The 13485-nt window shown below is 74.0% G+C and carries 12 protein-coding genes and 1 pseudogene; 9 read left to right on the plus strand and 4 right to left on the minus strand.

Annotated features, from left to right (window positions below):
- The 9 genes from ACWDS7_RS39190 to ACWDS7_RS39230 all read left to right on the plus strand — a co-directional run.
- A partial coding sequence (locus tag ACWDS7_RS39190) for a 5-deoxy-glucuronate isomerase (protein WP_451933385.1) occupies window positions 1-212 on the plus strand: 212 nt, incomplete at its 5' end.
- Entirely contained in the window at window positions 209-2056 is a 1848-nt protein-coding gene (gene iolD, locus ACWDS7_RS39195; RefSeq protein WP_451933386.1) for a 3D-(3,5/4)-trihydroxycyclohexane-1,2-dione acylhydrolase (decyclizing), read from the plus strand. The genes ACWDS7_RS39190 and iolD, both read left to right, overlap by 4 nt.
- Complete coding sequence (locus ACWDS7_RS39200; protein ID WP_451933387.1) at window positions 2056-3036, plus strand: anion permease; 981 nt, start codon at window positions 2056-2058, stop codon at window positions 3034-3036. Before iolD ends, ACWDS7_RS39200 begins: the two co-directional genes overlap by 1 nt.
- Window positions 3033-3692 (plus strand): DUF47 domain-containing protein, encoded by a 660-nt coding sequence (locus ACWDS7_RS39205; RefSeq protein WP_451933388.1) that lies wholly within the window; start codon window positions 3033-3035, stop codon window positions 3690-3692. The genes ACWDS7_RS39200 and ACWDS7_RS39205 overlap by 4 nt, the downstream gene beginning before the upstream one ends.
- Window positions 3693-3829: 137 nt before the next feature.
- A complete protein-coding gene (locus ACWDS7_RS39210) occupies window positions 3830-5656 on the plus strand; it encodes an ABC transporter permease (RefSeq protein ID WP_306869819.1) in 1827 nt (608 codons plus the stop codon).
- Window positions 5657-6754, plus strand: a complete 1098-nt coding sequence (locus tag ACWDS7_RS39215) for an ABC transporter ATP-binding protein (protein WP_451933389.1) — start codon at window positions 5657-5659, stop codon at window positions 6752-6754. It begins immediately after the preceding gene.
- On the plus strand, window positions 6751-7515 hold the full coding sequence (locus ACWDS7_RS39220) for an HAD family hydrolase (RefSeq protein WP_451933390.1): 765 nt from the start codon (window positions 6751-6753) through the stop codon (window positions 7513-7515). Before ACWDS7_RS39215 ends, ACWDS7_RS39220 begins: the two co-directional genes overlap by 4 nt.
- Window positions 7506-8309 carry an inositol monophosphatase family protein gene (locus ACWDS7_RS39225; protein WP_451933391.1) on the plus strand — a complete coding sequence of 268 codons (804 nt, stop codon included), beginning with the start codon at window positions 7506-7508 and terminating at the stop codon, window positions 8307-8309. The genes ACWDS7_RS39220 and ACWDS7_RS39225 overlap by 10 nt, the downstream gene beginning before the upstream one ends.
- On the plus strand, window positions 8306-9100 hold the full coding sequence (locus tag ACWDS7_RS39230; RefSeq protein ID WP_451933392.1) for a Cof-type HAD-IIB family hydrolase: 795 nt from the start codon (window positions 8306-8308) through the stop codon (window positions 9098-9100). The genes ACWDS7_RS39225 and ACWDS7_RS39230 overlap by 4 nt, the downstream gene beginning before the upstream one ends.
- Before the next feature lie 92 nt (window positions 9101-9192).
- Here ACWDS7_RS39230 and ACWDS7_RS39235 read toward each other — a convergent pair whose 3' ends face one another.
- The 4 genes and pseudogenes from ACWDS7_RS39235 to ACWDS7_RS39250 all read right to left on the minus strand — a co-directional run bounded on the left by ACWDS7_RS39235 (window position 9193) and on the right by ACWDS7_RS39250 (window position 13231).
- Window positions 9193-10104, minus strand: coding sequence for a LysR family transcriptional regulator (locus tag ACWDS7_RS39235; RefSeq protein WP_306869831.1), 912 nt, complete (start codon window positions 10102-10104; stop codon window positions 9193-9195).
- Between the two features lie 34 nt (window positions 10105-10138).
- On the minus strand, window positions 10139-11164 hold the full coding sequence (locus ACWDS7_RS39240) for a (2Fe-2S)-binding protein (RefSeq protein WP_451933393.1): 1026 nt from the start codon (window positions 11162-11164) through the stop codon (window positions 10139-10141).
- 119 nt (window positions 11165-11283) lie between these two features.
- A complete protein-coding gene (locus ACWDS7_RS39245; RefSeq protein ID WP_451933394.1) occupies window positions 11284-12195 on the minus strand; it encodes a YihY/virulence factor BrkB family protein in 912 nt (303 codons plus the stop codon).
- A 106-nt stretch (window positions 12196-12301) separates the two neighbouring features.
- Window positions 12302-13231, minus strand: a pseudogene (locus ACWDS7_RS39250) (siderophore-interacting protein).
- Window positions 13232-13485: the final 254 nt, after the last annotated feature.

Raw genomic sequence — 13485 nt, forward strand, 5'->3', positions numbered from 1 at the left:
ACGGCTACCACGGCCCGTCGATGGCCGCCCCCGGCTACGACCTGTACTACCTCAACGTCCTGGCCGGACCCGCCCCCACGCGGTCCATGGCCTTCCGCGACGACCCCCAGCACGCCTGGATCCGCGCCTCCTGGGCGGGGCAGGCGATCGACTCCCGCGTGTCGCGCCGTGTCGCGGACGCCCGGGCCGGATCCCTCGGAGGCACTTCATGAGGCTCACCACGGCGCAGGCGCTCGTGCGCTTCCTGGCCAACCAATGGACCGAACGCGACGGCGCCGAACACCGCCTGATCCCCGCCGTCCTCGGCATCTTCGGCCACGGCAACGTCGCCGGCCTCGGCCAGGCCCTGGCCGAACAGGGCGCCGGCAGCCACGCCGCACTGCCCTACCACCCGGCCCGCAACGAACAGGCAATGGTCCACACCGCCGTCGGCTACGCCCGCACCCGCCACCGCCTGTCCACCCTGGCCTGCACCACCTCCATCGGCCCCGGCGCCACCAACCTCGTCACCGGCGCCGCCCTGGCCACCATCAACCGCCTGCCCGTCCTGCTGCTGCCCGGTGACGTCTTCGCCACCCGGGTCGCCAATCCGGTGCTGCAGGAACTGGAGGACCCCCGCTCCTACGACGTGACCGTCAACGACACCCTCCGCCCGGTCAGCCGATTCTTCGACCGGATCAACCGGCCCGAGCAACTGCCCTCGGCGCTGCTGGCCGCGATGCGGGTGCTGACCGACCCCGCCGAGACCGGCGCGGTCACCCTCGCCCTGCCCCAGGACGTCCAGGCCGAGGCCCACGACTGGCCCGCGGAGCTGTTCGCCCGCCGCCTGTGGCACGTGCCCCGCCCCGTCCCCGAACCCGCCGCGCTGGCCCGCGCCCTGACCCTGCTGCGCACCTGCCGGCGGCCGCTGATCATCGCCGGCGGCGGCGTCAAACACAGCGACGCCTGCGCCGAGCTGGCCGCCTTCGCCGCCCGCCACCGCATCCCGGTCGCCGAGACCCAGGCCGGCAAGGGCGCCCTGCCCCACGACCACCCCCACGCCGTCGGCGCCATCGGGCACACCGGCACCGCCGCCGCCAACGCCCTGGCCCGCGAGGCCGACCTGGTCATCGGCGTCGGCACCCGCTACAGCGACTTCACCACCGCCTCCCGCACCCTGTTCGGGCAGGCGAGATTCCTCAACATCAACATCGCCGCCTTCGACGCCGTCAAACACGCGGCGCAGACGCTCGTCGCCGACGCCCGCCAGGCCCTGCACGCGCTGAGCGGGCAGCTGGACGGCTGGAGCGCCGGCCCCGGCTGGAGCGCCCGCGCCACCCAGCTCACCACCGCCTGGCAGGCCCGCACCGCAGAGCTGACCGCCGGTGACGCGCTCACCCAGCCGGTGCTGCTGGAGACCCTCAACCAGTGCGCCCAGCCGTCGGACGTGGTGGTCAACGCCGCCGGATCGATGCCCGGGGACCTGCACAAACTATGGCGTGCCGGCGGCCCCGACCAATACCACGTCGAGTACGGCTACTCCTGCATGGGCTACGAGATCGCCGGCGGCCTCGGTGTGAAACTCGCCGCCCCCGACCGGGAGGTGTTCGTGCTGGTCGGCGACGGCTCCTACCTGATGATGGCCCAGGAGATCGTCACCGCCGTGCAGGAGGGCGTCAAACTCATCGTGATCGTGGTCGACAACCACGGCTATGCCTCCATCGGCGACCTCAGCGAGTCGGTCGGCGCCCGCCGGCTGGGCACCGCCCACCGCGCGCGCGGCGCCACCGGCGAGCTGGACGGCCCGTTCCTGCCGGTGGACCTGGCCGCCAACGCCGCCAGCCTCGGCGCCGACGTGTCGCGCGCCGACAGCCGCCCGGCGCTGCGGGAGGCGCTGGCCGCCGCCCGCGCCTCCACCCGCACCACGGTCGTCTGCGTCGAGACCGTTCCCGGCCCCGGCCCGGACACCACCGCCTGGTGGGACGTCCCCGTCGCCGAGACCTCGGGGCTGGCCGAGGTCAGGGCGGCACGCCGGCACTACGAGCAGGCCAAACGCGACCAGCAGCCCTACCTCTGATGGGGTGGACGCTGGCGTTCGCCGCGGTGGCGGTCCTCTTCGTGCTGGTCAGCGGGGCCAACGACGGGGCCACGCTCATCGGCCTCGGCCTCCGGTTCCCCCGCTCCCCGGGATGGGCGGTCGCCGCGCTTCCGGTGGCGGTGCTCTTCGCGGTGCCGTACCTGCTGGGGATCACGGTCGCGCGGACCTTCACCGAGCGGCTGGCGGGGCTCGGGACGAGCGGCGGCGCGGCGGCGTTCCTGGCGGGGGTGGCGATCGCGGTGGCCGTGGTCGCGGTCCTGACCGGCAGGGGGCTGCCCACCAGCCTGACGCTCGCGGTGATCGGCGGCATAAGCGGCGCGGGGATCGGTGCCGGGCTCCCGGTGTCGTGGTCGGGCCTGACGGCCGTCCTGGCGGTCGGGGCCGGCGCGCCCCTGGCCGGGCTGGTCCTGGGCTACCTGCTGGGGAACGTGTCACACCGGGTGCCGTCCCACCGCCGGATGTCCCGGCTCGTGCTCGCCGCCCACCTGCTGGCCTACGCGGCCCAGTGCGTGGCGTACGCGCTGAACGACGGCCAGAAGATGATCGCGGTGGTGAGCGTCGCGGTCGGTGTGGGCCGTCACGGGCTGGGCGGCGTCGGCCCCGTCGAGGTGCCGCCGGCGTGGATGGCCGTCCTCACGGCGGTCTTCCTCGCCGGCGCCCTGACCAGCCTGGCGCCCGTCGGGGAGCGGCTGGGCCGCGGCCTGGTCATCACCCGGCCGCTGCACATCGTCTCGGCCGAGGCGGCGGCCACCGGCGCCGTCCTCGGCAGCTCGGCCCTGGGGAGCCCGGTGAGCATGACCCAGTCGATCACGGCCGGGGTCGTCGGCGTGGCGGCGAGTGAGGGAGCCAGGAGGGTGCGATGGCAGGGCGTCGTGAACATGGGCACGGCATGGGTGGTCACGCTGCCGTCGTCGATGGCGCTGGGCTGCCTGGCCGGACTCGCACTGAGGCTGCTGTGAGCGGCGCCGACGGCCGCGCCCGGCGGTTCGCGCGGGCCTGGGACGACCTGCGCGGCCGGTCCGGACGGCGGGTCGTCGACCTGGTCCGCGGCCAGGTCGCCGTCGCCCGGGCCGGGGCCGTGCTGGCCCGCTCGACCGCGTCCGGCGCGGTCGGGCGATCGGCCGCGCGCGCCCAGATGGCCGAGGTGGAGCACGAGGGCGACGCGGCGCGGGCCGAGCTGGTGCGCGTCCTGCGGCGGGTGCTGGCGACCCCCATCGACCGGGAGGACCTGTTCAGACTCTCCCGCTCGGTCGACGACGTGCTGGACCACCTGCGCGACTACGTGCGTGAGACCGACCTGTTCGGGCCGGAGGACCTCGGCTTCGCCGTCGAGCCGCTGCAGGCGGTGATCGACGGTCTCGACGAGCTGGAGAACGCCGTCCTGAAGATGATCGACGACCCCGGTTCGGTCACCGTGGCCGTGCTGTCGACGCGCAAGTCCTGCAGCCGGGTCCGCCAGCTCTACCAGATCCGGCTCACCGAGCTGTTCACCGGGCCGCTGGAGATGGACACCCTGCGCCGGCGCGAGCTGCTGTCGCGTCTCGACGCGGTGGGCCGGCGGCTGGGCGAGGCCGCCGACGCGCTCGCCGACGCGATGCTCAAGCGGAGCCACTGATGTCCGAGCGGAGCCACCGACGTTCAAGTGGAGCCCCTGACGCCCGGCGGAGCCGCTGATGTCCGAGCGGAGCCACTGAGGAAGCTGACGGACCACGCGCCGCGCCGGTCCGTGTGAACCCCCCGAAGGAAGTACCCATGGCTGTTCTCACCAAGGCGGAGACTCCGCCACCTCCGCCGAGGCGGCGCAGACTGGTCTACCGGCTCCGCGTACTGCGCCACGACCCGACCGCCGCACTCGGATTGATCCTCGTCATCCTGCTCGCCTACCTCGTCGTGGCGCCGCTGGTCGCGGTGCTGTCGGACGCCTTCCGCCTGCAGTACGGCGACGAGGTGCACGCCGGGCAGCGACCGGGCGAATGGACCGGCTACTACCTGTGGCGGGTGTTCCGGTCCCAGATCAGCGGCCTGCTGTTCTGGGAGCCGCTGCTCAACACCCTGGTGATCGCGGTGGGCACCACGCTGTTCGCACTGGTCGTCGGGGGCGGCATGGCCTGGCTGGTGACCAGGACCAACGTGCCGGGGCGCAGATGGCTCGCCGGCGCCCTGGTGGTCCCCTACATGCTGCCGTCGTGGACCTTCTCCCTGGCCTGGCTGTCGCTGTTCAAGAACGAGCGGGCCGCCGGGCAGGTCGGATTCCTGCAGGCCCAGGGGATCAGGACCCCCGACTGGCTCGCCTACGGCGCGGTACCGATCATCATCACCCTGGGACTGCACTACTACCCGTTCGTGCTGCTCCTGGTCGGAAACGCGCTGCGCCGCATCGACGCGCAGCTGGAGGACTCCGCGCGGATCCTCGGCGCCCCGCAGCGGACCGTCATCCGGCGGATCGTGGTGCCGCTGATGCTCCCGGCGCTGTCCTCGGCCGTGCTGCTGGTGGTCGGCCGGGTGCTCGGCACGTTCGGCACGCCCTACGTGCTCGGCCTGCCGGCCGACTACCGGGTGCTGTCCACCGGGCTGTTCCAGTCGATCCGGGACCGCAGCACCGGCGTGGCGTCCGTGCTCGCCGCCGTCATCGTGATCATCGGGGTGCTGATCGTCTTCACCGACACCCGGCTGATGCGTGAGCACCGCCGCTTCGTCACAGTGGGCGGCAAGGGCGCGATGGACCGGCTGGGCGACCTGCGCCGCTGGCGCTGGCCCCTGTTCGGGCTGGGCCTGGTGGTCTTCGCGGTGAGCGTTCTGGTCCCGGTGTTCACGCTGCTGCTGTCGACGGTCACCCGCACGCCGCTGGACCTGTCCACCTTCACCCTCGACTACTGGCTCGCCGAGCGGCTGCCCGGAGCGGTCGGCTTCCCGCACGGTGTCCTGCGCGGCTCCGAGCTGTGGACGGCGGCGTGGAACTCGCTGCGCATCGTCGGCCTGGCCTCGCTGATCTGCGCGGTCGCCGGCCTGCTGATCGGCTACGTCGTGGTGCGCGGGACGGCTCCACGCGTCGCCGGGTTCCTCCGCCAGGTCTCCTTCCTGCCCTACCTCATCCCCGGCATCGCGTTCGCGGCCGCCTCGCTGTCGCTGTTCGCCGTCGCCCGGGGGCCCCTCCCCGCGCTGTACGGGACGACCTTCCTGCTGATCCTGGTGATGGCCGTGACGCACCTGCCCTACAGCTCGCGCTCGGGCATCGCGGCGATGATGCAGCTCGGCCGCGAGCCGGAGGAGGCCGCGCAGATCGCCGGGGCCTCCTGGTGGCAGCGGATGCGGCGGATCATCTTCCCGATCCAGAAGGGCGCCCTCGTCACCGGGATCGTGCTGCCGTTCATCTCCGGGCTCAAAGAGCTCAGCATCGTCATCATGCTGACCACCACCGGGACGCAGCTCCTCACGACCCTGTCGATCGGCCTCGTGGACTACGGATACACCCAGCTCGCCAACGCGGTCGTGCTCGTGATCGCCTTGGTCTCCTTCACCATGACCTACCTGACGCAGCGTCTGACCAACAGCAGCCTGGCGTCCGGCCTAGGAGGATAGATGCCGAACATCACCCTGAGCGGAGTCGCCAAGAGCTACGGCGGTGGCGACCACGCCGTGAAGAACCTCGACCTGACCGTCCCCGACGGCGCGTTCATGTGCCTGCTGGGCCCCTCGGGCTGCGGCAAGACGACCACGCTGCGGATGATCGCCGGGCTTGAGCAGCCGAGTGCGGGCACCATCGCCGTCGGCGACAGGGTCCTCGACTCCGTCGAGCGCGGCCTCTACGTCCCGCCGGAGAGACGCGGCATGGGGCTGGTCTTCCAGAACTACGCGCTCTGGCCCCACCTGTCGGTGCGCGAGAACGTCGAGTTCGGCCTGCGGATGCGCAAGGTGCCCGGCCCCGAGCGGCGGGCCAGGGCGGAGGCGGCGCTGAGGATGGTCCACGTCGACGCCGCCATGGACCGCTACCCCTCCCAGCTCTCCGGCGGCCAGCAGCAGCGCGTCGCGCTGGCCAGGATGCTGGCGATCAACCCCACGGTGCTGCTGCTCGACGAGCCGCTGTCCAACCTCGACGCCCGGCTCCGCCTGGAGATGCGCGCCGAGCTCAAACGCATCCACGAGGAGTCCGGCGCGACGATCGTCTTCGTCACCCACGACCAGCTGGAGGCGCTCACGATGGCCACCGACGTCGCGGTCATGAACGAGGGCGAGCTGCAGCAGCTCGCCGCCCCGATGGAGATGTACGCCAGACCCGCCAACCGGTTCGTCGCCGAGTTCGTCGGCAGCCCGCCGATGGCGATCATCGACGTCGGCTCCTCCCGCACCGGCCTGGCCGGCTCGCTGCTCCGCTCCGTCGAGGCCCGCGCCGCGCGGTGCGCCCCCGCCGCCGTCGGCATCCGGCCCGAGGCGCTGCGCCTGGGCGCGCCGTCCGGCTCCGCCTGGCGCGAGGAGGCCGTGGTCGAGGCGGTGCTGCCGGCCGGTTCCTCCTGGACCGTACGGCTGCGCGTCCTGGACACCGAGCTGTACGCGCTCTCCTACACGCCGGTCGAGGCGGTCCCCGGTGAGGTGCTGACCTGCTGGACCGACCAGATGCACCTGTTCGGCGCGGACGGCGTCCGGATCTCCTCCTGGGACCGGACGGAGGTCGGCGCGTGATCCGGCCCAGGGCGTTGCTGCTGGACTTCGGCGGGGTGATCGTGGAGACCGTCAAACGCCCGTCGTGGGCGGCCGAGCTCGCCGCGGAGGTGCACGAGCTCCTCGGCAGGGCCGGCTTCCACGGCCTCGGCCTCGACGAGGTGGAGAGCGACATCCGGGCCGGCGCGCGCGCCGACAAGTACTGGAAGGACTCCGCCTCCCGGCGGCCCGCCCCGGAGGAGATGACGCACCGCGGGTTCTGGGCCGACTTCGTCGCGGGCGACTGGCCGGACCAGGCCCGCTCGCTGGTGACCGCCGAGGCGACACCGCTCTGCAGGCGGATGGGCGAGCTGCGCAGCGGCCGCGACATCCGGCCCGGGACGCAGGAGCTCCTGGACGCCTGCTGGGCGCACGGTGTCACGCCCGCCGTCGTCAGCAACGCCCTGTGCGGGGCCGTCCACCGCGATCACATGGCCCGCAACGGCCTCGACCGTCAGGTGGCGGTGCAGGTCTACAGCGACGAGGTCGGCGTCCGCAAGCCCAACCCGGAGATGATCTGGATCGCCTGCCGGGCGCTGGGCGTCGACCCCGCGGAGACCTGGTACGTCGGCGACAACTACGACCGTGACGTGGTCTGCGGGGCCCGCGCCCGGGTGGGGGCAACCGTCCTGATGGTCTCCCGGAGCACCGGCGAGATCCCCTACAAGGTGCGCCAGAACCCTCAGGCGACAGTCGAGGATCCCCGCGGCCTTCTGAACCTCCTGGAGGAGACATGGACCTGAGCGTCTCGCGCGAACTGGCCGCCATCGCGGTCGAGGCGGCCAGAGCGGTCGGCGACCAGCTCAGGGACGCCTTCCGCTCCCGGCCCGAGGTGAAGACCAAACGCGACTTCCACGACCCGGTGACCGAGCACGACAAGGCCGCCGAGGAGCGCATCCGCGAGGTCCTGGACCGCCTGTGCCCGGGCAGCGTCGTGGAGGGGGAGGAGGACGGGGTCCGGGGGGAGGGCGACATCCGCTGGTACGTCGACCCCATCGACGGCACCGCGAACTTCGCCGCCGGCCTGCCGTTCTTCTGCACCTCCATCGGGGCGGTGGCGGGCGGAAAGGTGGTGGCGGGCACCGTCTACGACCCCGTCCGCGACGACGAGTTCACCGCCTCGCTCGACGGAGCCTTCTGCAACGGCGCGCCGATCCGCAGCTCCGGCGCGCGCACGGACCGGGAGGCGGTGCTGCTGTCGAGCTACCCCACACCGCGCGACCTGGCCGCGGACGGCGAGGCGGCGCTGCGGCGCTTCGCCCGGATGGTCGGCGCCTTCGCCACCACGCGCCGACCGGGGAGCGCGGCGCTGAAGCTGGCGCACATCGCCGCCGGCTGGTCCGACGTCGCCTACGGCACGCACGTCAACGCCTGGGACGTGGCGGCCGGTTCGCTCCTGGTGGAGCAGGCCGGGGGCGTCTACATCCCGCTGTCCGGCGACGTCCTCACGCCCGGCGGCTATCTCGCCTGCGTGGGCGGCTTCGACCTCACCGGCTCCGTGATGGCCGAGGTCTCCACGGCGGGGGGCACCCGGTGATCCGCTGGATCGTCACCGACCTGGACGGGACGCTCGTCGGACGGGACCTGGCCATGGTGCCCTCCAGCCGGGACGCGCTGCGCCGCTTCCGCGCCGCGGGCGGAGAGGTCGTCATCGCGACCGGGCGCATGGAGACGTCGGCCCTGCGCTACTACGACGAGCTGGGCCTGTCCGGGGCGGCGATCCTCTACAACGGCGCCCGGACCGTGGACCTCGGCACCGGAGCCGTGCTGCGCTCCCGCCACCTGCCGTCGGACGCCTGGAAGGCGCTGCTGGAGCTGTTCGACGGGCTCCCGCGGGGCGTCCACCCGGTGGCGTTCTCCGGCGGGGAGGCGCTGGCCGTCCATGACGCGCCCGAGCTGCGGGACTACGCCCGGCGCGACGGGATCACGCTGCGCGATCCGGGCGACTGGTCGGCGCTGCCGCCCGGTGAGATCACCAAGTGCATGCTGATCGGCGACCCGCTGCCCGTCCTGGACATCCCGGGGACGGTCACCGTCCGCTCCGAGGCCACCTACCTGGAAGTGCTGCCCGAGGGCGCCACCAAGGGCACGGCGCTGCGCGAGCTGGCGGCCTCCCGCGGCGTGCCGCTGGAGCAGGTCGCGGCCATCGGCGACAACCCCAACGACATCGACATGATCACGACCGCCGGGCTCGGGGCCGCGGTCGGCGACGGCCACCCGGAGGTCCGGGCGGCGGCCGGCGTCGTGGTCGGCGCCTGCGCGGACGGAGCCGTCGCCGACCTGGTGGAGCTGGTCCTGTCCCGGGCCGGGGGCGAGGCGCCCGCATAGCGGAGGGGACCGGTCCCGCCGTCCAGGGGAGCGAGCGCGCCCCGGGACGGCGGCGCCCGCGGGCCGGTCCGCTCCGGCCGGAGCCCCCGGGCTCAGCGCAGGGCGTTGCGGATCTGGGCCGAGGCGTCGCGCAGGTAGTCGATGAAGGAACGCAGCGCCGGGTTGGGGTTGGTCGGGCGGGTGGCGGCGCCGATCCTGCGGTAGAGGCGCGGCCCGTCCAGCCGGCACACCTGGATGCCCGCGGCGCCCTGCGCGCCGAGGCTGGGCACCAGTGCCACCCCCAGCCCGGCCTTGACCAGTCCCAGCGTGACCTCGTAGTGGTCGCTGCGACAGCGGATCATCGGGTTGAACCCCTCCAGCGCGCTGGCCCGCTCCAGCACCGAGACCGGGGTGTCGGTGCCGTAGGTGGTGATCCACGGCTCGTCGGACAGGTCGGCGAGCCGTACTCGCTGCCGCTGCCCGGCGGGGTGGCCCGGCGGCACGACCAGCAGCTGCGGCTCGTCGAACAGGTGGGTGACCTCGACCCCCTCCGGCGGCTTCCACGGGTCGAGCGCGTGCTCGAAGACCACCAGCACGTCGAGCGCGCCACGCTCCAGGTCGGGCAGGAGCTCGTGCGGCTGGCCGAGCACCAGGTCGAGCTCCACGGCGGGGTGGCGGGCGGTGAAGGTCGACAGCGCCAGCGGCAGCAGCCGGTAGCCCGCGGAGGCGAAGAACCCGATCCGTAGCTGCCCGGCATCGGCCCGGGCCTGCGCCAGCAGGTCCTTCTCGGCGGCCTCGATGATGTCGAGCACCTCCTGCGCCCGGGTCGCGAGCCGCCGCCCGGCCGCGGTCAGCCGCAGGCTCTGCGCGCCCCGCTCGACCAGGCCGACCCCCGCCTCCTCCTCCAGCCTGGACAGCTGGTGGGACACGGCGGACGGCGAGAGCCGCAGGGTGCGCGCGGCTCCCGCGATGCTCCCCGTCCGGAAGACCTCCCGAAGCACCCGCAGGCGGTGACTGCTCAGCACCGTTCCAGTATCGGTGCAATCCGGACAGCCCGGGTCAGGGGGCCGCGCCGGCCTGCCGTACGGCCTGCGCCCACTGGTCGCGGCGGATCTCGGGGTCCAGCAGGGCGCAGTCGCCGCACTTGCCGCCGCCGGGCACACGGTAGTAGAGGCAGCAGCTGTGCCGGACGAAGAAATGACGGCCGGGGGCCGGCTCGGCCAGCTCGCCCGCCCCCTCCAGGACCCCGAGGGCCAGCAGCTCACGGGTGAGCGGGGCGGCCCGGGAGACGGCGTCCGGCCGCTCGCGCGCGATGGCCGACAGGGTCCCGGCCAGGGCGGAGGCCGCGTTGCCCCACAGCAGCCCCGGGGCGACCCCGGTGATCTCCTGCACGGCCTCGGCCAGCGGTCCGAGCAGCTCGGTCACCACGTTGCGGTGGATCAGCCCGGCGGCCCGGCCGGGGTCGGCGATCTCCCAGCCGGCCGGACGGGGCGCCCACAGCGGGAGCGGGCCGCCGGCGACGGGCCGCCAGCGGACGCCGGCGGGGGCGAGGTCGGGCAGCACGGCCCGGACGGAGGCCGCGCCGACGACCGGTGACCAGAGCCGGGCGGCCAGCCCCTGGAACAGGATCGAGGCGGCGACTCTCGCCTCGCCGGTGCCCAGCAGCCGCCCGACGTCGCGGATCCGGGCACGCAGGGCGCCGACGTCGGCGTAGAGCGCGGTGAGCGGGCGCCAGGCCGGGTCGGTCTCCTGCGCGGGGTCCGTCGAGACGGCGAAGAACGGGCCGATGGCCGAGACGTCGGCCATCGTCCCGGCGACCACGCGGGTCTCGGCCGGGCGCAGGCCCGGTGACCGCCGGGCCGCCGGCCGCCCGGCCCAGCCGGCGAGCTCGGCCAGCGAGGCGAACCAGTGCCCCTCGCCGTCGAAGGCCGCCTCGTAGCCGTCGCCGGTCGCCTCCACGGCCAGGTCCGCCGGGCCCGAGGTGACGGTCCGCCACCCCTGCCCGGCCAGGCAGCGCGTCAGCGGCGGCAGCCGGAGGCCGTCGGCCGTCAGGCGCGCGGTGCCGGCCGGTCCGCCGTGAGGCATGCGGGCGCCCTTCTCTCCCGGGAGGATCGGCCCCGTTCCGTGAGGCGATCGGTGTTCCCGGCCATGTTCGCACACCCGCGCCCGGTGCGGCCCGGCGTGCCCGCGGGGACGGGCGAGGGTCAGGTCAGGGCCGCCGGGGCGGAGGGCGTGCGGCGGACGGCCAGGTCGACGATGTCCCCGGCGGTGCTGGTGGCGGTGAGCGCGGCGGCGAACAGGATGATCTGGTTGAGGATCTTGAGGAAGGCCAGCAGCGCGACGGCGCCGGCCACGACCTGGTAGGCGGGGTTGGCCGCGGTGAGCTCCAGATAGAACTGGCCGAGGGTTTTGAGGACCTCCAGGCCGAGGCTGACCGACAGCGCGGGCCCGAGGACCCGGCGCAGCGGCAGCCGCAGCCGCGGGGGCGCGGTCAGCAGGGCGGCCGCCAGCAGGGTGTTCACCCCGAAGCCGAGCAGGAACGCGACCGCGGACGTCAGCCACCGGGCCGGGGCGTCGTCGACGCCCACGGTGTGCACCAGCAGCCAGTCGAGCAGCGCCTCGGCGGCGAAGGCGACCGCGAGCGAGGCCGACAGCAGGGCTCCGAGCCCGGCCAGCACGCCCAGGTCGATGAGCTGGCGCAGCAGGAAACGGCCCGGATACTCCTCGATCCGCCAGATCGCCCTGATCGCCGAGCGCAGGGTGTCCATCCAGAACAGGCCGGTGACCGGCATGCCGACGAGGGCGACCAGCCCGGCCGTGCTCCGGGCGTCGCGCAGCGCCTGCACGTCGAGGCGGGGGAAGTTGTCGGTGAGATAGCGCTGCACCGTGCGTATCACCTGCGGATCGTCCAGGACGTGCCCGATGATCGCGAAGCTCAGCAGGGCGAGCGCGAACAGCGCGAAGAACGAGTAATAGGTGAGAGCGGCCGACAGCCGTCCACCGTCCGCCTGGTCGTAGCGCACGCCTGCGCGGGCCAGGTGGTCCAGCCAGCGGTGGCGGTGGCGGGCCCGGGTCCACGACGCCGTGACCCGCCCAGTGAATCCGGTGACCGTCATGCACCGGTCACTACCCGGAGTCCGCCGGGCTACCACCGGTGCCGGCCGCGGGTGGCGGCGGCTGCGGCCGGCCCGCCGGCGGGCTCCCCGGGAGCGGCTCCGGCGCTCAGTCGATCTCCGCGCGCCCCAGCCGCCAGTAGCCCATGAACGCCACCGACGAGCGGTCGACCCCGGCCTCCTGCACGAGGTGGCGGCGGAGCAGCTTGACCACGCCCGCCTCGCCGGCCAGCCAGGCGTACAGGCCCTCGCGGCCGGAGGGCTGGGGGACCTCCCACAGGATCTCCGCGTCGACGTCGACGTCCTCCAGCGGATCGGCGGCCTCGCCGCCCGCCGGGGTGATCCCGGCGACGGCCTCGCGGACGGCCGGGACGAGCAGTTCGCCGTGGCGGGCCCCCTCGCGGGGCAGCTAGGTGACCTCCACACCCGGCCGTACGTCGAGGGGGAGCGCGTCGGCGCGCTCCGGCACCTCCAGCAGGACGGTGGCCCGCACGTCGCCGGAGAGGCTCTCGGCGATGGCGGCGATGGCGGGGGCGGCCGTCTCGTCACCGGCCAGCAGCAGGCGCGTGGCCCCGGCCGGCGGGGCCCATTCCTGGCCGCCGGTGGGCCCGGGGCAGGCCGCGTTGGGGCCGACGACCACGGCCCGGTGCCCGGGGGCGGCATGGGTCGCCCAGCGGGAGGCGGGGCCGGCGTCGCCGTGCAGCACGAAGTCGATGTCGAGCTCGCACCGGCGCGGCCGTACGGCCCGCACGGTGTAGGTGCGGATCGGGTTGCGCAGCTCCGACGGGAGCGCCCGCCACCGCTGGTACCAGTCGGCCCCGTCGCCGAGGGGGGTGAAGCCGCCGTCGGGCAGCGGGAGGATCAGCTTGATCCGCTGGTCGAACCCGTTGTCGGCGAAGGCCGACAGCTCCTCGCCGCCGAAGGTCACCCGGAGGAAGCTCGGGCTGAGCCGCAGTGTCCGCAGGACCCGGACGTGGAAGGCGCAGTAGGGGAGGATCTCCTCCACGCGCTCTACGGTCTGCTCACTGACGGCTGTCATCTCGTGCTGCCTCCGCTCGGAAAGGTCGTCGTGAGCAACTTAGCTTTGCCTAACCTTATTAATCAAGCCGGGCGGTCGCGCCGGCCGTGCTCTCGGCGCGCTCACCTGGTCCGGACGAGTACGGCCGCCGGCCGGCCTTGACGCCCGCGGGGCGTGCCGGACCCGCGCCACCCGCGGCCGTACCCCTGGAGGGGCCTTGGCCTCGGCGAGGCTGGCGAAGACCGTGCCGTCGAGCTCAGCGCAGGGGCCACAGG

The organism is Streptosporangium sp. NPDC003464, from assembly GCF_053588315.1.